The sequence below is a fragment of the Marimonas arenosa genome (assembly GCF_030848945.1).
Taxonomy (GTDB): Bacteria; Pseudomonadota; Alphaproteobacteria; order Rhodobacterales; family Rhodobacteraceae; genus Marimonas; species Marimonas arenosa.
This window is the reverse complement of sequence record NZ_JANHAX010000001.1, coordinates 1-17,749: the sequence shown is the minus strand read 5'-3', so window position 1 is coordinate 17,749 and position 17,749 is coordinate 1. Positions and strand designations below refer to the sequence as shown.

General features: G+C 66.0%; 20 protein-coding genes. 8 read left to right on the top strand and 12 right to left on the bottom strand.

The window, feature by feature from the left end; translation table 11 throughout:
• Window positions 1–33: 33 nt before the first annotated feature.
• The 3 genes from NO357_RS00100 to NO357_RS00090 form a co-directional block, all read right to left on the bottom strand.
• The gene (locus NO357_RS00100; protein WP_306733574.1) at window positions 34–939 is read right to left on the bottom strand and encodes a DMT family transporter; all 906 of its coding nucleotides are present in this window, start codon (window positions 937–939) and stop codon (window positions 34–36) included.
• 78 nt (window positions 940–1,017) lie between these two features.
• Entirely contained in the window at window positions 1,018–1,950 is a 933-nt protein-coding gene (locus NO357_RS00095) for a pirin family protein (protein WP_306733573.1), read from the bottom strand.
• Window positions 1,951–2,046: 96 nt separating this feature from the next.
• Window positions 2,047–2,646 carry a LysE/ArgO family amino acid transporter gene (locus tag NO357_RS00090; RefSeq protein ID WP_306733572.1) on the bottom strand — a complete coding sequence of 200 codons (600 nt, stop codon included), beginning with the start codon at window positions 2,644–2,646 and terminating at the stop codon, window positions 2,047–2,049.
• Between the two features lie 89 nt (window positions 2,647–2,735).
• On the opposite strand from NO357_RS00090, the gene NO357_RS00085 reads away from it, so the two are divergent.
• Window positions 2,736–3,632, top strand: coding sequence for a LysR family transcriptional regulator ArgP (locus NO357_RS00085; protein WP_306733571.1), 897 nt, complete (start codon window positions 2,736–2,738; stop codon window positions 3,630–3,632).
• A gap of 30 nt (window positions 3,633–3,662) precedes the next feature.
• Window positions 3,663–4,358 carry a dienelactone hydrolase family protein gene (locus tag NO357_RS00080; protein ID WP_306733570.1) on the top strand — a complete coding sequence of 232 codons (696 nt, stop codon included), beginning with the start codon at window positions 3,663–3,665 and terminating at the stop codon, window positions 4,356–4,358.
• 170 nt (window positions 4,359–4,528) lie between these two features.
• Here the strand turns inward: NO357_RS00080 and NO357_RS00075 are convergent, their stop codons facing one another.
• From NO357_RS00075 to NO357_RS00065, 3 genes are all read right to left on the bottom strand, one after another.
• A complete protein-coding gene (locus NO357_RS00075) occupies window positions 4,529–4,954 on the bottom strand; it encodes a c-type cytochrome (RefSeq protein WP_306733569.1) in 426 nt (141 codons plus the stop codon).
• A gap of 414 nt (window positions 4,955–5,368) precedes the next feature.
• Window positions 5,369–6,115, bottom strand: a complete 747-nt coding sequence (locus NO357_RS00070) for a YebC/PmpR family DNA-binding transcriptional regulator (protein WP_306733568.1) — start codon at window positions 6,113–6,115, stop codon at window positions 5,369–5,371.
• Between the two features lie 102 nt (window positions 6,116–6,217).
• The gene (locus tag NO357_RS00065) at window positions 6,218–6,412 is read right to left on the bottom strand and encodes a hypothetical protein (protein ID WP_306733567.1); all 195 of its coding nucleotides are present in this window, start codon (window positions 6,410–6,412) and stop codon (window positions 6,218–6,220) included.
• Between the two features lie 179 nt (window positions 6,413–6,591).
• On the opposite strand from NO357_RS00065, the gene NO357_RS00060 reads away from it, so the two are divergent.
• Window positions 6,592–8,364 carry an SLC13 family permease gene (locus NO357_RS00060; protein WP_306733566.1) on the top strand — a complete coding sequence of 591 codons (1,773 nt, stop codon included), beginning with the start codon at window positions 6,592–6,594 and terminating at the stop codon, window positions 8,362–8,364.
• Between the two features lie 3 nt (window positions 8,365–8,367).
• Here the strand turns inward: NO357_RS00060 and NO357_RS00055 are convergent, their stop codons facing one another.
• The 6 genes from NO357_RS00055 to NO357_RS00030 all read right to left on the bottom strand — a co-directional run bounded on the left by NO357_RS00055 (window position 8,368) and on the right by NO357_RS00030 (window position 13,964).
• Window positions 8,368–9,561 (bottom strand): thioredoxin domain-containing protein, encoded by a 1,194-nt coding sequence (locus NO357_RS00055; RefSeq protein ID WP_306733565.1) that lies wholly within the window; start codon window positions 9,559–9,561, stop codon window positions 8,368–8,370.
• A gap of 61 nt (window positions 9,562–9,622) precedes the next feature.
• Window positions 9,623–10,585: a DUF3179 domain-containing protein gene (locus tag NO357_RS00050; RefSeq protein WP_306733564.1), complete on the bottom strand. Its 963-nt coding sequence runs from the start codon at window positions 10,583–10,585 to the stop codon at window positions 9,623–9,625.
• 102 nt (window positions 10,586–10,687) lie between these two features.
• Window positions 10,688–11,236, bottom strand: coding sequence for a peptidylprolyl isomerase (locus NO357_RS00045; protein WP_306733563.1), 549 nt, complete (start codon window positions 11,234–11,236; stop codon window positions 10,688–10,690).
• Window positions 11,229–11,735 (bottom strand): peptidylprolyl isomerase, encoded by a 507-nt coding sequence (locus NO357_RS00040; RefSeq protein WP_306733562.1) that lies wholly within the window; start codon window positions 11,733–11,735, stop codon window positions 11,229–11,231. Before NO357_RS00040 ends, NO357_RS00045 begins: the two co-directional genes overlap by 8 nt.
• A gap of 160 nt (window positions 11,736–11,895) precedes the next feature.
• Window positions 11,896–12,345 carry a PaaI family thioesterase gene (locus NO357_RS00035; RefSeq protein WP_306733561.1) on the bottom strand — a complete coding sequence of 150 codons (450 nt, stop codon included), beginning with the start codon at window positions 12,343–12,345 and terminating at the stop codon, window positions 11,896–11,898.
• Window positions 12,342–13,964: an acyl-CoA dehydrogenase family protein gene (locus NO357_RS00030; protein ID WP_306733560.1), complete on the bottom strand. Its 1,623-nt coding sequence runs from the start codon at window positions 13,962–13,964 to the stop codon at window positions 12,342–12,344. Before NO357_RS00030 ends, NO357_RS00035 begins: the two co-directional genes overlap by 4 nt.
• A 166-nt stretch (window positions 13,965–14,130) precedes the next feature.
• On the opposite strand from NO357_RS00030, the gene NO357_RS00025 reads away from it, so the two are divergent.
• The 5 genes from NO357_RS00025 to NO357_RS00005 form a co-directional block, all read left to right on the top strand.
• Entirely contained in the window at window positions 14,131–14,430 is a 300-nt protein-coding gene (locus NO357_RS00025; protein ID WP_306734745.1) for an FtsB family cell division protein, read from the top strand.
• Between the two features lie 160 nt (window positions 14,431–14,590).
• Window positions 14,591–15,586 (top strand): pyruvate dehydrogenase (acetyl-transferring) E1 component subunit alpha, encoded by a 996-nt coding sequence (pdhA, locus tag NO357_RS00020; protein WP_306733559.1) that lies wholly within the window; start codon window positions 14,591–14,593, stop codon window positions 15,584–15,586.
• 27 nt (window positions 15,587–15,613) lie between these two features.
• A complete protein-coding gene (locus NO357_RS00015) occupies window positions 15,614–16,993 on the top strand; it encodes a pyruvate dehydrogenase complex E1 component subunit beta (RefSeq protein WP_306733558.1) in 1,380 nt (459 codons plus the stop codon).
• Window positions 16,994–16,997: 4 nt separating this feature from the next.
• Complete coding sequence (locus NO357_RS00010; RefSeq protein WP_306733557.1) at window positions 16,998–17,432, top strand: hypothetical protein; 435 nt, start codon at window positions 16,998–17,000, stop codon at window positions 17,430–17,432.
• Between the two features lie 13 nt (window positions 17,433–17,445).
• Window positions 17,446–17,749: biotin/lipoyl-containing protein (locus NO357_RS00005; RefSeq protein WP_306733556.1), on the top strand; the 304-nt coding region annotated here is incomplete at its 3' end.

The window sequence follows — 17,749 nt, the reverse complement described above, 5'->3', positions numbered from 1 at the left end:
CCACGCGCAGGTACGAGGACCGGTCAGGGACGGTTAGAGCTTGGTGGCCGGTGCCACCGGCGTGCGCAACCGGCGCTTGAGCACAGCCTCGCGCCAGGTCATGAAGCTGATTGCGCCGATGATCACGCCGCCGCCGACGATGACCCAGATGTCGATGCCTTCATCGAAGACGAACGCCCCCAGCAGCACCGCCCAGACCAGCTGCAGAAAGCCAACTGGCTGGGTCACGGTGACCGGCGCCGCAGCGAGCGCAACCGACATGGTGTAATGCCCGGTGGTGGCCAGGAAGGCGACGATGAAAAGCAGGCCTAGCTCGTGCAGCGTGGGCGTGACCCAGTTCATCAGCGCCAGCGGCGCCAACCCGATTGTGACGGTGATCGACAGCATCGCCACGGTCACCGCCGCGCCGGTTTCGTCGGCCATGCGCTTGGCGGTGAGATAGGAGGCGGCGAAGAACACCGCCGCGATCAGCATGCCGAGGTGCCCCGCCCCGATGTCGCGAAAGCCCGGGCGCAGGATGATCAGCGCACCGATCAGGGCCGCCACCACGGCCAGGATGCGCCGGAGCGCCAGCGTTTCGCCCAGAAACAGCGCCGCACCGAGGGTCACATAGACCGGCGCGAGATAGTTCATCGCGGTGACGTCGGCGATCGGGATGCGCGCCATGGCGAAAAACCACAGCGCCACGCCGGCGGTGTGGGCCACGCCGCGAAACGAAAACAGCTTGAGCTGCCGCGCGGTCAGGCGCGCGTTCATCAGCGGGCGTAGCATCGGGATCAGGAAAACAAGCCCCAGCGCGTAGCGCAGAAACGCCGCCTCGGGCGCGGGGATACGCGTGCCCAGAACCTTCACCACCGCGGTCACGGCGACGAAGAACACCCCGGTGACGAGCATCCAGAACACCCCCCTGACGGGGTTCGACTGCGGCGGGGTCTCCATGCCGTCATCTGCTCATGGCCGGTAGCGGGCCGCAAGGGATAACTTGTTAACGGATCGCAGCGTCACAGCGCCCCGCGCTCAGGGCAGCGGGATGAACTCGGCGTCATCTCCCGGCGGCAGGCGGAAGCGGCCATGCGCCCAGTCGCCTGCGGCCCAGGCCTCTTTCGCCGCCTCGATCTTGTCGCGCGACGAGGCCACGAAATTCCACCAGATATGGCGCGGGCCGTTCAGCGTCTCGCCGCCCAGCGCCATGATGCGTGCGCCCCGCTCTCCAGCGGTCAGCGTGATCGCATCGCCGGGGCGGAACACCATCATGCGCCCGGCTTCGAACACCTCGCCGGCGACGGTCACCGAGCCCTGGGTGACATAGACGCCGCGGTCCTCGTGATCCACGGGCAGCGGCAGGCGCGCACCGGGCTGCATCACCACGTCGGCATAGAACATGTCGGTGAAAGTCGAGACCGGCGCCCGCTCGCCCCAGCCGCGGCCAATGATCAGGCGCAGCGTCTTGCCTTCGCCTTCAAGCAGCGGCAACGCGTCCTGGCCATGATGTTCGAAACTGGCCTCCCGCTCTTCCTGGTCTTCGGGCAGGGCGACCCAGGTCTGGATGCCGAAGAGGTTGGACCGGCGCTGGCGGGTGGTGTCGCTGGTGCGTTCGGAATGGGTGACGCCGTTGCCCGCCACCATCCAATTGACCTCGCCCGGGTAGATCATCTGATGGGTCCCGAGACTGTCGCGGTGCTCGAACTCGCCCCCATAGAGATAGGTCACGGTACCCAGCCCGATATGCGGATGCGGGCGCACGTCGATCCCCTGCCCGGTCAGGAATTCGGCCGGGCCCATCTGGTCGAAGAAGATGAACGGGCCGACCATCTGACGTTTCGGCGCCGGCAAGGCGCGCCTCACCTCGAACCCGCCGAGATCGCGGGCCCGTGGGATGATCAGGGTTTCGATATCGTCGAGTCGCCCGGCGGCGGGGCATTGCGGTTCGAGGGCGGGGTTCCAGCTCATGTTGCGCTCCTTTCCTGTGGTACAGGGTCCGAGGTGGGACGCCCCCTGCCCCGGCACAAGCCGGCCGGCGCGCACAGGGACTGTGCGGCCCGCGGGTCAGCCGCCCGCCACGAGTTTTGCGGCAATCGCCCACATCGTGGCACCGACCACGACATCCAGCACCCGCCACGCCGCCGGTCGGGCGAAAAGCGGCGCCAGCAACCGGGCGCCATAGCCCAGGCTGAAGAAGAAGGTGAAACTGGCACAGATCGCGCCCGCCGCGAAGGCGGTCCTGGCCGGATATTGCGCCGACACCGAGCCCAGCAGCACCACCGTGTCGAGATAGACATGCGGGTTGAGCCAGGTCAGCGCCACAACGGTCAGCACCACGCCCCGCAGGGAATGGCGGGCCTCGCCGCTGCTGTCGAGCCGCTCTCCGCCACGCCAGGCGGCGGCGAAGTTTCGGGCGCCGTACCACAACAGAAACGCCGCGCCGCCAAAACGCATCACCGTCTCGAACCCCGGTACGGCCCGGGCCAGCGCCCCGAACCCCGCCACCCCGGCGGCAATCAGCACCGCGTCGGACAGCGCGCAAATCAGCACCGTCGCCAGCACATGCTCGCGCCGGAGCCCCTGACGCAGCACGAAGGCGTTCTGCGCGCCGATGGCGAGAATCAGCGAAAAGCCCAGCGAGAAACCGGCGAGAAAGGAGGTCATGCGATGCTCCGGCAAGAGGTTTTGCTTGGCCTAATGCCGAGGATGCGCTAGGTCCAGTTAAAGATATTGAACCGTGATAAGAGGGGCTAATGCAGTTCGACAGCAGGCAACTGGCCGCACTTTCCGCCATCCTGCGGCTGGGCAGCTTCGAGGCCGCCGCCGGCGCACTGGGCGTGACGCAGTCGGCAATTTCCCAGCGGGTGAAGGCGCTTGAGGAACAGGTGGGCGCAGTGCTGGTGCTGCGCGAAAGCCCGTGCCGCGGTACTGAGGCCGGCATCCGGCTGACCGCCCATGCCGAGGCGGTGGCGCTGATGGAAGACCAGGTCAGCCGTGACCTCGGAAGAGCCGAACCTGAGACGGGGCCGGTGCGGGTGCGCATCGCGGTGAATGCCGACAGTCTCGACACCTGGTTTCTGGCCGCCCTGGAAGGCCATGACGGGCTGGCCTTCGACCTGGTGGTGGACGACGAATCCCATTCCGCCGACTGGCTGCGCCGCGGCGAAGTGATGGCGGCGGTGACCGATCATGCCCGGCCGGTCCAGGGCTGCGACGTGCACGCGCTGGGCAGCCTGCGCTATGTCGCCTGCGCCAGCCCTGCCTTTATGGAGCGTTGGTTCGCCGGGGGCGTGAACGCCAAGACGCTGGCCCGCGCGCCGGTGATGCAATTCAACGAGAAAGACGATTTGCAGGCGAATTGGGTGAGCACGCATTTTGGCAAGCCCGTCGGGCAGCCTCCGGCCCACCGCGTGCCGTCGAGCACCGCCTTCGCCGCCGGCACCCAACACGGTCTCGGCTGGGGGATGAATCCGGTGCCGATGGTTTGGCGTCAGCTGCGACGCGGTCACCTGGTGCATCTGAAAGAAGAGGCGCCGCTCGACGTGCCGCTCTACTGGCAGGTCAGCCGCATGCTGGCGCCAGTGCTGGCACCGCTGACGCAGGCAGTGCGCGACAAAGCCGGCGGCGCGCTGGAAGGCCCCGACGGCTGATCCCTGACGCAACACGAGGAGACGGGGCCCATGCCCGAGATGATCTATGATGCCGGTGACACAAGCTGCCATGGCTACCTTGCCTTGCCGCAAGGCAATGGCCCGTTCCCGGGCGTGCTGGTGGTGCCGGCCTTCATGGGCCTCAGCGACATGGAGCGCGGCCACGCCGACCGGCTGGCGGCGATGGGATATGTCGCGCTAGGGGTCGACTATTACGGCAACGGCGCGCTCGCCGGCACGCGCGACGAGGCGGCGGCGATGATGGGTTTGCTCAATACCGACCGCCCGCTGCTGGCGACGCGGATGCAGGCAGCGCTCGACGCGCTCAAGGGCCTGGCGCAGGTCGATGCCGGGCGCTGCGGCGCCATCGGGTTCTGCTTCGGCGGCAAGGCGGTGCTGGATCTGGCGCGCAGCGGCGCCGATTTCCGGGCCGGGGTAAGTTTCCACGGGGTCTATGACGCGCCGCCCGCCGGCTCACGGGACATGACGGCCGCCATCCTCATCCTCGACGGCTGGGACGACCCGCTTGACCCGCCCGAGGTCAAGGTGGCGCTGGCCGAGGAATTGACCGCCCATTGCAAGGACTGGCAGTTCCTGGCGTTCGGCCATACCGGCCACGCCTTCACCAACCCCAATGCCAACGCCCCGGGAATGGGCTTTTCCGAAACCGCAAACGCCCGCTCCTGGGACGCGATGGCGCGGTTTTTCGAGGAAACGCTGAGTTGAAGCGCAATACCCTTCAATAACCGGATCCGGTGGCCGAATGCATACGGCGAAGGAAGCGAACCAAAACACCATCCGCCCCTTCCGCCACCAGATCCTTAGGCATCTTTGCTGGTTTTCCGGTCCGGCAACAGAAGGTTTTTTTCACCCGCAGTTGCCGGACGGCAGACGCCTTATTGCCCCTGCAAGGTGGCGAGATAGAACAGCAGCGACGCCAACCGAGCGTTCACGATTGCGGCGGCATCCTTGGGATTGACGCCGCGATCTTCCAGGGCGTCGACCATGAAGGCCTCGCCCCAGATCGGCATTTCGGTGCCATGGCCCATCACGACCTCACGGCCATCGATCTTTGCCAGCACGTCCATGTAAGGAAAGAACTGGCCTTCCGGCTGCAGCGTGGTCAGATCGCCGGGACGGGTCTCGAACATCTCCCCGACAGCGCCGTCGCCTTTTCCATTAGCACCGTGGCAAATCAGGCAGCGCTCTTCATAGATCTGCTTGCCGGTCGCAACCGGGTCCACGGGTTCCGCGACGGCCGGTGTCAGCTGCGACCCGGCGACCACGGCGGCCAGAGCGAATTCAAAAAAACGGAACTTCATGTCTTTCCTCCCTACCTTGATTGTCTGTAACCGTACTCAATCCCATACAAATTCCTACACTTTTTTATTTTATCACCTGCAGTAGAACGGCGTTGTTGACTGAGATCAATGAGGTCACGGCCTTTCGGAGTTCGGCCATGCTTTCCGCCCGGACGCGCGATCGCGCCATGGGAGAGCCAGGTTGGGCATCCGGTCCGAAGAAGAAACCGGCATAGCATCGGAAGTCTGGTATGAGCGTCGCGACACTGCCGAAACGGGTGTTCCCGGCCGGGTGTTCAAACCAGGTATCCGTCGCGGATTCGACGTGGGCGAGAGCGGAGTCAGCCGGGAGAACCGCGATCGCGCGATAGCCCGAGGGTTCAGCCGAACCAGAGGTGATCCAGCAGATGGTCCGGCGCCCGACCGGCAGGTGGCTCAGCCCGCCAGTTGCTCCATCACCTCGTCGGTTGCCTCGAAATTGGTTGTGACGCGCTGCACGTCGTCGTCGTCCTCGAGCGCGTCGACCAACTTCATCAGCTTCTGCATGCCCTCGAGGTCAAGCTCGGTGGTGGTGGTCGGCCGCCAGGTGAGTTGAGTCTCCTCGCTTTCGCCCAGTTCCGCCTCGAGCGCGGTCGACACCTCGTTCAGGTCGGTATCGGCACACCAGATGATATGGCCGTCCTCGGAGCTTTCGACATCTTCGGCGCCGGCTTCGATCGCGGCCATCATCACCGTGTCCTCGTCGCCCACCGACGCGGGATAGGTGATCTCGCCCTTTCGATCGAACATGAAGCCGACGCTGCCGGTCTCGCCCAGGTTGCCGCCGTTCTTGGTGAAGGTCGAGCGCACGTTCGAGGCGGTTCGGTTACGGTTGTCGGTCATCGCCTCGACGATCACCGCCACGCCGTTGGGACCATAGCCTTCGTAGCGGATTTCCTCGTATTCCTCGCCCTCGCCGCCGGTGGCCTTCTTGATGGCGCGGTCGATATTGTCGTTCGGCATCGACTGCGACTTGGCGTTCTTGACCGCCAGCCGCAGGCGCGGGTTCTTTTCGGGGTCGGGATCGCCCATCTTGGCGGCAACGGTGATCTCTTTCGACAGCTTTGAAAACAGCTTCGAGCGCGCCGCATCCTGGCGCCCCTTGCGGTGCTGGATATTGGCCCATTTGGAGTGGCCGGCCATGTCGCTCTCCCGACGTGATGTTCCTGACCGCGCCTCTATAGGCGAAGGCGGGGGCCGGGTTCAAGCACCGGGCTGCGGCGAGCCGACAGGCAGACCCGGGGATCAGCCTTGGGCCTGTCGCGAGCGGACCGAGTCGGGGCTCCAACCCGACCGCAGACAGTCCACGATATCCTGCCAATCCTCGAGATCGAGCCAGAACCGCCGGCCGGTATGGCGGTTTTCGAACAGGGCCAGCCCGCTTTCCTCGGCGAACAGAAACCGAGGCTTGTCGTGATTCGCGTTTGTGACGTCCGGCATCGCATCCAACTCCTTATGCTCACCCGCCTGAAACTGGCGCCGAAAAGGTTGAGATCGGATGAACGCGCGGTGGCAAAACCCGCTGCAATTTAGGGATTGAACGCGGCCTGCACCGGATCGAGGCAAGCGTGCCAGAATTCCCCGTCGCGCGTGTCCGGCGAAGCGGCTAGGGTTGGGGCATGACGAACGATCAGATTATTCTTTTCTCGCTTTTCGGCGCGGTGTTTGGGCTCCTGCTCTGGGGGCGCTGGCGCTACGATCTCGTGGCTTTCGCGGCGCTGATGGCCGGCGTCGTGCTGGGCGTGGTCGAGACCAAGCACGCCTTCGACGGCTTTGGCCACCCGGCGACGCTGGTGGTGGCGCTGGTGCTGGTGGTATCGGCCGGGCTGGTGCGGTCCGGTGCAGTGCTCCTGATCACCCGGACGCTGATCGACGCCTCGCGCAGTCTCGGCAGCCACATCGCCATCATGGGCGGCGTCGGCGGGGTATTGTCGGCCTTCATGAACAACGTCGCCGCGCTGGCCCTGTTGATGCCGGTCGATATCCAGACCGCGCGCAAGGCCGGCCGGCCCCCTGCGATGTCGCTGATGCCGTTGAGCTTTGCCACCATCCTGGGCGGAATGGCGACGCTGATCGGCACGCCGCCCAACATCATCATCGCCGCGATCCGCGACGAATCGCTGGGGGCGCCGTTCAAGATGTTCGATTTCGCCCCCGTTGGCGCGCTGACGGCAGTGATCGGGCTGGTTTTCGTGGCGCTGATCGGCTGGCGGCTGATTCCGCAGCGCGAGGATGCGCTGAAGGCGGTCGAAGACCTCGGCGCCTATATTGCCGAACTGACCGTGCCGGAGGACAACAAGCTGATCGGGCAGCGGCTGGGCGAGCTCGACGAAGAGGCCGAGAAGGCCGACGTGGCGATCCTCGGCCTGATCCGCAACGGCAAGCGGCTGTATGGCGTGGCGCACAACGTGATCCTGCGGGCCAGCGACGCGCTGGTGCTCGAAGCGACGCCCGAGGCGCTTGACGAGTTCCGCAGCGCGCTGAACCTGGCCTTCTCCGAGGAAGAACGCGAGGAACGGCTCAAGGCTGCCGGCGAAGGGCTCGACATGATCGAGGTGGTAGTCACGGCCGAGGCGCGCATTGCCGGCATGACGGCACAGAGCATCGGCCTGCATTGGCGCCAGCGCACCATCGTGTTGGGCATCTCGCGCCAGGGCCAGCGGATCACCAGCCACCTGCGCCAGACGAAGGTGCGCCCCGGCGATATTCTGCTGTTGCTCGTGCCCAAGGGCGCCGGACCGGATGTGACCGAGTGGCTGGGCTGCCTGCCGCTCGCCGAACGCGGACTGGCGGTGACCGAGAACACCAAGACCTGGGCCGCGATCGGCCTGTTCGCGGCCGCCGTCGCCGCGGCCAGTTTCGGCCTGCTTTACCTGCCCATCGCCCTGGGGCTGGTGGTGGTGGCCTATGTGCTGATGCGGGTTGTCCCGCTGAACGAGCTTTACGATCAGATCGAATGGCCTGTCGTGGTGCTCTTGGGGTCGATGATCCCGCTCGGCGCGGCGCTCGAGGAATCGGGTGGCACCCAACTGATCGCCGGTGGCCTCATCGGCCTGACCGAGGGCTGGGCGCCCTGGGCGATCCTGACGGTGTTGATGGTGGTCACGATGACCCTGTCGGATGTCCTGAATAACACGGCCACCGCCATTGTGGCCGCCCCCATCGGCATCCAGATGGCGCAGACGCTGGGCGTCTCGCCCGACCCGTTCCTGATGGCCGTGGCCGTGGCGGCGTCCTGCGCCTTCCTCACCCCCATCGGGCACAAGAACAACACGCTCATCCTCGGCCCCGGCGGCTATCACTTCGGCGACTACTGGCGCATGGGCCTGCCGTTGGAAATCCTGGTCGTGGCGGTGTCGGTGCCGCTGATCCTGATCTTCTGGCCGATGTGAGCCCTAGCCCAGCAGGTCAGGCCGAAGCATCATCACCCCACCGAGTGCCAGCAGGACGATGCCGCCGATGAGATGGGCGTAGCGCGAATACCCCCCGCTCAGGACCGCTGTGCGCAGGGTCAACATGGCGGCGACGAACAGCACTGTGTCGTCAAGCAGGAACACCGCGAGATAGAGCAGCAGGTAGCCGTAATAGGCCGGCATTGTCAGATCATGCATTGCCAGCGCCTGGGTGTAGATCGCCGGCAGCCCGGCCGAGCAGGCCAGTTCCACCAGGTTCACAGCGATGGCCAGGACGGCGACCCCCAGTGCCGAAACCAGCAGGTTGGGTTGTTCCACCAGCGTTTGGAAGGCCCGCGAAATCGTGCCGCGGCGGGCGCCGTCGGTGATCCGGCAGAGCCCGTCGGGATTGGTCCAGTATTCGCGCAGGTAGTAGAACCCGGCCGCGACAGCCAGCGCGCCGATGACCAGCCGGATCCAGCCAACCGCGCCGAGCCACAACACAACGTTGAGCCAGGCCGCCATGACCGCGAAATACATCGCCCCGGTGGCCAGCAGGAACACGCCCCCCAGAAGCCACATGCGGCGGCTGTCGCGCACCCCGAGAAGCAGCCCGATCAGCAGCGCCAGCACCCACATCGCGCAAGGGTTGAACCCGTCGACCCCGGCCAGCACCACGGTCAGCAGCGGCAGCGACAGCGCGCCGAGATCGACCTCGCCGATCCAGGGCAGGCTGATCGGCCCGAGCCCGGCCTCGGGCGGGGCGGTCGGCGGGGCCGGAGCGCCGAGACCCGCGACCAGATCCGGGCACGGCCCGGCGCGGCAGCGCGCGATCAGGGTCTGGTAGCGGCGCTGCGAAAAGCCGCCGCCGGCAAAACCGATTGCACCCGCGTCGCCGACCACCACCAGCGGCACGCCGGGGCTGTCGATGCCGAGTTGGCGGATCACCGCACGGAACACCGCATCGTCGGTCTCGCTGACGCCCAGTTCGATCGGCACCACCTGCAGATCCGGTGACTCGGCCTGCATTCCCGCCAGCGTGGCTCTGGCCCGGGCGCAATGCGGGCAACCCTCCTGCCAGAAGAGATAGAGGGTGACAGGTGTTTCAGCCCGGCTCGCGGTTGCCAGTGTCCCGGTTGCGGCGATCCAGCCCGCCAGCAGGAGCAAGCCGATCCGGAGGATGAAACATGCTATCATGGCGGCACTTTAGACCGCCGTACCACAGCCGCCTTGATCCGGGTCAAACCTTTGCGCGGCGTCAGTTTCCCAGCATCCAGGTGCCGTCGGGCCAGAAAGCGTGAAAGGCGAAGGCGAACAGTACGTCGTGGGCGATGTCCCGACCCTGCCCATCGCGCACCCGGACGCCGCCCACGTCGCGCCCCTGCCCGATCCGCGCCGTATCGAGCGCCGAGGCCTGCCCCGCCTGCCACGACAGGGTCACGCCGGCCTCCTCGATCCGTCCGGCCTGGCGCAGCCGGGCGAGCGGCCAGGCGCGGTCCCCGACGCGCACCACCCGCACCAACGGATCGATGCCGTGTGGCGGGGTCTCGCCGGAATAGAGAAACGGCCGCGCCGACGAATCGTAGCCGCGATAGGGGTTCCGGCCATAAGCCCGGGCGTGGGCCGGTTCGTCCATCACCAGACCGTCAGGGTTGCGCGACCGGAACCCGTCCCAGCTTTCCATCCAGCTCGGCAACGGGGTCAGCGTGACCCCGGTCATCTCTCCGACGATGCCCTGCCCCAGCGCCTGCTGCCACCAACTCTGGGTCTCCACGTCATACATCACCATGTCGGAATTCCGCAGTTTGCCGGTGACGCCGAACCGCAGCACCTGTCCCCTGACCCGCCGATCGAAGGTCAGGGCCGAGTTGCACAGCGGGCAGAAGGTCACGGCCACCGGCACTTCGCCAACCCGGTCGTTGACGATTTCGTGCCAGGTCAGATAGCGGATCGGATAGGCTCGCGGGCGCTCGCCCGGCAATTCGACGGCGATGACCGGCTCGCGGGGGTCGATGCGGGTTTCGCGGGCGACGGGGACGAAGGCCGGATCGTTCAGCGCCGGGATGCCGTCCTTGCCGGGGCCGCCCGAGAGGATCTCGGTCCAGCTGTCGACCGACGTGACGGTAAAATCCGTCTGCGGCCATTCGTGACGCCAGAACGCCGGATCGGCCTGCACCGTCCCGGCCAGCAGCAGCCACACCGATACAGCGCGAAACAACATGGGCCATTCTCCCTGATGACGAAGGATGGCCCATCCATGTAGTCCTGCCCAGCCCGGCACACGGGCTTGTGAAGCGAGGTGCGCGGCGGGCGCCCTGCGGCATCACTCGGTCACGGTCACCGTTTTCATAACATCCGGATGGCCGATCACCGCGCCGTTGCGGCCCTTGCCGCGCTTGATCGCGTCGACCACTTCCATGCCGCCGGTGACCTTGCCGACAACGGTGTATTGCCCGTTGAGGAAATGGCCTTCGTCGAACATGATGAAGAACTGCGAATTGGCGCTGTCGGGGTCCTGGCTGCGGGCCATGCCGACGATTCCACGGTCGAACGGCACATCCGAAAACTCGGCCTTGAGGTCGGGCTTGTCCGAACCGCCCATGCCGGCGCGGCGCATGTCCTGGCCGATCTTGCCGAATTGCACGTCGCCGGTCTGGGCCATGAAGCCGTCGATCACCCGGTGGAAGACGACGCCGTCATAGGCACCGGCCGCAGCCAGTTCGGCGATGCGCGCGGCGTGACCCGGTGCCACGTCTTCCAGAAGATCGATCTCGATCATGCCGTTGGCAGCTTCCCCCTCGACCTCGATCTGCAAGCCGGTGGCGAAGGCGGGGCTGGCCATCAGGGCCAGCAGACAGGCCAGCTTACGCATCGGCGGCCACCTTGACGCTGATCATCCGGTCGGGGTTGGTGGGCGGTTCGCCGCGCTGGATCGCGTCGACATGTTCCATGCCGTCGATCACCTGGCCATAGACGGTGTATTGTCCGTTGAGGAAATCATTGTCCTTGAAGTTGATGAAGAACTGGCTGTTGGCGCTGTTCGGGTTCTGCGATCGGGCCGCGCCCAGCGTGCCGCGGGCATGCGGGAGGCGGCTGAACTCGGCCGGCAGGTCCGGCAAGTCCGAACCGCCGGTGCCGGCCATGCGCGGGTTCCATCCCTGTTCCATGTTGGCATGCTGCACGTCGCCGGTCTGGGCCATGAAACCGTCGATCACCCGGTGGAAGGCGACGTTGTCATAGGCGCCGGCGCGGGCCAGTTCCTTCATCCGCTCGCAGTGCTTGGGGGCCACGTCGGGCATCAGTTGAATGGTGACGGTGCCGCCCTTGAGCTCCATCAGAATGGTGTTTTCGGGATCCTTGATCTCGGCCATGTGGCCCTCCTCTCGTGTCATTGCCCGATACCTATGCCGCATTGCCACAGGGAACAACCACCCCGATTGCTTCATCTTGCCGGAAATACTCCGGGGGTTTGGGGGCAGCGCCCCCAATCAACAAACTGCGCGCCAGAGGCGCACAATCAGATCACTCCCCTCACCCGGTCACATCTGCCCGGCCCTGCACCACCACCATCGTCGCCGTCAGACGGGCGATCTCGCGTTCGGCCGCGCCGTCGATGGCATGGGCCACGGCCTCGGTGAAGATCAGGGTGCGGCCCGGTTTCAGCACCCGGGCCTCGACATTGAACCGGCTGCCCCTGGCCGGGGCGAGAAACGAGCTCTTGAACTCGGCGGTCAGTACGCCGGCGTCCTCGGGCATCAAGGTATAGGCGGCGTAGCCGGCGGCGCTGTCCATCGCGGCTGTGATCACCGCGGCATGGAGGAACCCATGCTGCTGGGTCAGGTCGGCGCGGAACGGCAGGGTCAGCCAGACCCGGCCCGGCGCGACATCGGTGATCGCGATCCCCAGCGTGCGCATCGCCGCCTGGCGGTCAAAACTGTCACGGGTGCGGGCGGCGTAATCACCGTAGGTGGTGAAGCTCATCCCAATCGCTCCAGAATCGCTCCGCTGTCGAGGCCGGTGACGGCTCCGTAGACGCGCCCCCTGCCCGCCGGGTCGAGCCGGGTCGCGGCATAGGCCTCAGCCACGGCGGGTGGCGAAAACCGCAGCAGCACCGCGGCTGTCAGCAGCGTGGCGAGGCTTTCGGCGAACCAGCGCGCCTCATCCTCGGCGGGCAGTGCCGGCCAGCGGGCGCGATGGGCGGTCAGCGCCGCATCATAGGCACGGCTGGTGCCCCTCGCCGCGGCCAGCTCCGTCTCCAGAGCATCGCGGGCCGCCGGGTCGCGGCTGAGTGCGCGCAGAACGTCAAGGCAGATGACATTGCCGGAGCCTTCCCAGATCGAGTTCAGGGGCGCCTCGCGATAGAGCAGCGGCAGCGGCGTCTCCTCGGTGTAGCCGACCCCGCCAAGGCACTCCATCGCCTCGTAGATCACGTTCGGACAGAGCTTGTTGCCGAGGAACTTCGCCAGCGCGACGGCGATGCGGGCAAAGGCGCGGTCGTCTTCGCTGCTGCCATCGAACGCCCGGGCGATGCGGAAGGCCAAAGCCGCGCTGCCCTCGAAATCGAGCGTCAGGTCGGCCAGCACCGCGCGCATCATCGGCTGATCGATCAGCCGGCGCTGAAAGGCCGAGCGGTTGTGGACCCAGTAATACGCCTCGGCCAGCGCCGCCCGCATCAGCCCGGCCGGCGCGATCGAGGTGCTGAGCCTTGTGTGGTGCACCATCTCGATGATGGTCTTCACCCCGCGGCCCTCGTCGCCGAGGCGGAAGGCCAGGGTGTCGTGATATTCGATCTCGGAGCTGGCATTGGCCCGGTTGCCGAGTTTGTCCTTGAGCCGCATCACGTGCAGGCTGTTGCGTTCGCCGTCGAGCCAGCGCGGCACCAGGAAACAGGTCAGCCCGCCGGGCGCCTGGGCCAGCGTCAGGAAACCGTCGCACATCGGCGCCGAACAGAACCACTTGTGGCCGCGCAGGCGGTAGGCGTCGCCATCGGGTGTTGCCACCGTACTGTTGGCGCGCACGTCCGAGCCGCCCTGTTTCTCGGTCATCGCCATGCCGAGCGTGGCGGCGCGTTTTTCCGTCACCGGCGCGAGGGCGGTGTCGTAGGCGCGCGCCGTGAGCTTCGGCACCCAGTCGCGGGCCAGGTCCGGCGCGGCGGCCAGCGCCGGCACCGCGGCATAGGTCATCACCATCGGGCAGGTCACGCCAGGCTCGACCTGGCTGGTCATGTAGCACATCGCGGCGTGCGCCGTGTGGCCGCCGGGGGCTCCGTCCCAGGCCGCTGCGGCAAACCCGGCCGACAGACCCGTATCCATCAGCTGGTGATAGGCCGGGTGAAACCGCACCTCGTCGAGCCGTCGGCCGGAGCGGTCGAAGGTGACCAGCTCGGGCGGCACACGGTTGGCCGCGCGCCCGGCCTCGCGCATCTCCGCGCCGCCCATCAGCGCGCCATAGTGCCCCAGCGGGCCGGGATCGGCCGAGGATAACGCGACATGGTCGCGCAGGACCGGGTCGGCGGCCCAAAGATCGAACCCGTCGCGCGCCGCCGGCTGGTTCTCGACCTCATGCGTGGGCAGATGGCTGCGCGGTGGCGATTGTGTCATTTTCGTCTCTCCCTTCTGGTCAATCAGAGCAAATCGCAGCCACGAGAAAAAGGGGGATTCACAAGCCGAATCGGCTGTGGCATGTATTTCCCAACGTCACAACACGACGCATTGAGGCAACGAGGGCGAAAATGCCCCGGTTCGGCAGAGAGACATGAAGGTTCGCATTTCCCGTGGCTATCGGCCCGCATTGGGCGGCATGGCGTTTTTCGCCCTCGCCTTTTCGCTCGGGCTCTACTTCACCTTCGCCGCGGTGCAGGGCGACTACGGCCTGTTTCGCCGCGCCGAAATCCTCGCCGAACGCGCCGAACTGCGGGCCGAGCTCGAGGCGCTGGACGCCGAGGTTGCCCGGATGGAGAACCGGACCCGGCGGCTGTCGGACGATTATCTCGACCTCGACCTGCTCGATCAGCAGACCCGCGACGTTCTCGGCCTGATCCGCGCCGACGAAATCGTCATTCGCTGACCCGGCCGGGCAAGGTTGCCCGCTTGCTCCAACATCACCGCAGTGACCGCCACCGGCCGTCCGGCTTGCGGCAGGGATTTTCCGCTCGCATGACGCCGCAGAATACGCTATTTAATAGTTTAAAGCTAAACTACTTTTTCCCAGACGGAGGCCCCGCCCCATGGCCGCAAAGAAACCTGCAAAGAAATCAAATACATCAGGAGATGAGCTCAAGGCGTATTATCGCAACATGCTGTTGATCCGACGATTCGAGGAAAAGGCCGGACAACTCTACGGCATGGGCCTGATCGGCGGGTTCTGCCATCTCTACATCGGCCAGGAAGCGGTCGTCGTCGGTCTCGAAGCGGTGGCCGAAGACGGCGACAAGCGCATCACCTCCTACCGCGATCACGGCCACATGCTGGCCTGCGGCATGGATCCCGGCGGGGTGATGGCCGAGCTCACCGGCCGCGAAGGCGGCTATTCCAAGGGCAAGGGCGGCTCGATGCACATGTTTTCGAAGGAGAAGCATTTCTATGGCGGCCACGGCATCGTCGCGGCACAGGTGCCGCTGGGTGCCGGACTGGCCTTCGCTGACAAGTACCGCGACAATGGTCGCGTGACCTTCACCTATTTCGGCGACGGCGCCGCCAACCAGGGCCAGGTGTATGAGACCTTCAACATGGCCGCGCTGTGGGATCTGCCGGTGGTCTTCGTGATCGAGAACAACAAATACGCCATGGGCACGGCGCAACAGCGCTCGACCTCGTCGCCGGATATCCACACCCGCGGCGAGGCGTTCGGCATTCCCGGTGAAACCGTCGACGGCATGGACGTGCTGGCCGTCAAGGAAGCCGGCGAAAAGGCGGTGGCGCACTGCCGCGCCGGCAAGGGGCCGTATATCCTCGAGATGATGACCTACCGATATCGCGGCCACTCGATGTCGGACCCGGCGAAATACCGTACCCGCGAAGAGGTGCAGAAGGTGCGTGAGAAGTCCGACGCCATCGAGCATGTGCGAGAACTACTGATCGATGGAGGCCATGCCTCCGAGGACGACCTCAAGGCGATCGACAAAGAGATCAAGGCTGTTGTCAACGACGCCGCCGAGTTTGCCCGCACCAGTCCCGAACCGGCGCTGGACGAGCTCTGGACCGACATTTACGCCGAAGCGTAACCCTCTGACAGGCTGGAGAAAAAGACAATGGCAACCGAAATCCTGATGCCCGCGCTGTCGCCCACCATGGAAGAGGGCACGCTGGCGAAATGGCTGGTCAAGGAAGGCGACACCGTCCAGTCGGGCGACATCCTGGCCGAGATCGAAACCGACAAGGCAACGATGGAATTCGAGGCGGTCGACGAAGGCGTGATCGGCAAGATCCTGGTTCCCGAAGGCACCGAAGGGGTGAAGGTCAACACCGCCATCGCCGTGCTGGTCGAGGAAGGCGAAGAGGTGCCGGCGGACGCGGGCCAGACCGCCGGCGCCCCCGCGGCAGAGGCCCCTGCCCCTGCCCCTGCCCCTGCCCCGGCCGCCGCCGCAGCGGCCGCGGCACCGGCAGCGCCGGCGCCCGATCTCAGCCCCGACTGGCCGGAAGGCACAGAGATGAAAAGCCAAACGGTGCGTGAAGCGCTGCGCGACGCGATGAGCGAGGAGATGCGCCGCGACGACACCGTGTTCCTGATGGGCGAGGAAGTGGCCGAGTATAACGGCGCCTACAAGGTCTCTCAGGGCATGCTGGACGAGTTCGGCGCAAAACGGGTGATCGACACGCCGATCACCGAGCACGGTTTCGCCGGTATCGGCGTCGGTGCCGCCATGGGAGGCCTGCGCCCGATCGTCGAGTTCATGACCTTCAACTTCGCCATGCAGGCGATCGACCACCTGATCAACTCGGCCGCCAAGACGCTCTACATGTCCGGCGGCCAGATGGGCGCGCCGATGGTGTTCCGCGGCCCCAACGGCGCGGCGGCCCGCGTGGCGGCCCAACACAGCCAGGACTACGCCGCCTGGTATGCCCAGATCCCGGGCCTGAAAGTGGTGATGCCCTATTCGGCCAGCGACTACAAAGGCCTGATGAAAACCGCGATCCGCGATCCCAACCCGGTGATCTTCCTGGAAAACGAGATCCTCTATGGCCGCACCGGCGAGGTGCCGGTGATGGATGATTTCACCATTCCCTTCGGCAAGGCGCGGGTATGGCGTGAGGGCACCGACGTGACCATCGTCAGCTTCGGTATCGGCATGCAATACGCGCTGGAGGCGGCCGAGAAACTCGCCGCTGACGGCATCGAAGCCGAGGTGATCGATCTCCGCACCCTGCGCCCGATCGACTATGACACGGTGATTGCCTCGGTGATGAAGACCAACCGCTGCGTCACGGTGGAAGAAGGCTGGCCGGTGGGGTCGATCGGCAACCACCTGGCCGCGACGATCATGCAGCGCGCGTTCGACTATCTCGATGCGCCGGTGGTCAACTGCACCGGCAAGGACGTGCCCATGCCCTATGCCGCCAACCTCGAAAAACACGCCCTGGTGACCGCCGACGAGGTGATCGCCGCGGTGAAGGAAGTGACCTACCGGTAGGCCCATGTTCGAGACGATCCCGACAGGTATCCGCACCTCGAAAGCCCATGGCGGCTTTGTCCTGCTCGAAAGCTTCCGTTTCGAGGCGGGCGACGTGACGGTGCGGGTGTTCGCGCCGGGATCGGGCGATGCGGGCGAGTTGCGGTTTTCCGACGTGATCGGCTTCACGATGAAAGAGGACGTGTTCGGCTCGGACGGCGGGCAGATCACCCGCGAGGATGTCGAACCGCAGACAGATCGCACTGGCCGACCCGGTTTTTTCCAACGTGCCAGCGCGTCGCCGACCATGCGCGCCATTCGCGCCGCCGTTCCTCCGCCGTTCGGGGATTCGGTGGAAGAACATCAGCACTACCGGTTGCACCTGAGGGAGCATGAACTCTCCTTCGTGGCAGGGCCGGATTACGAGATCAAGGTCGAGGCCAAGGCCCCGGCGAACTGAGAGGACCAAGACGATGGCAACCGAGATCCTGATGCCCGCCCTGTCTCCGACGATGGAGGAAGGCACGCTGGCCAAATGGCTGGTCAAGGAGGGCGACACGGTTCAATCCGGCGACCTGCTGGCCGAGATCGAGACCGACAAGGCGACGATGGAATTCGAGGCGGTCGACGAAGGCGTGATCGGCAAGCTGCTGGTGGCCGAGGGCACCGAGGGCGTGAAGGTCAACACCGCCATCGCCGTGCTGGTGGAAGAAGGCGAAGAGGTGCCGGCCGATGCCGGCAGCGCGGCCCCCGCTCCCGCCGCGGCCGCGCCTGCCG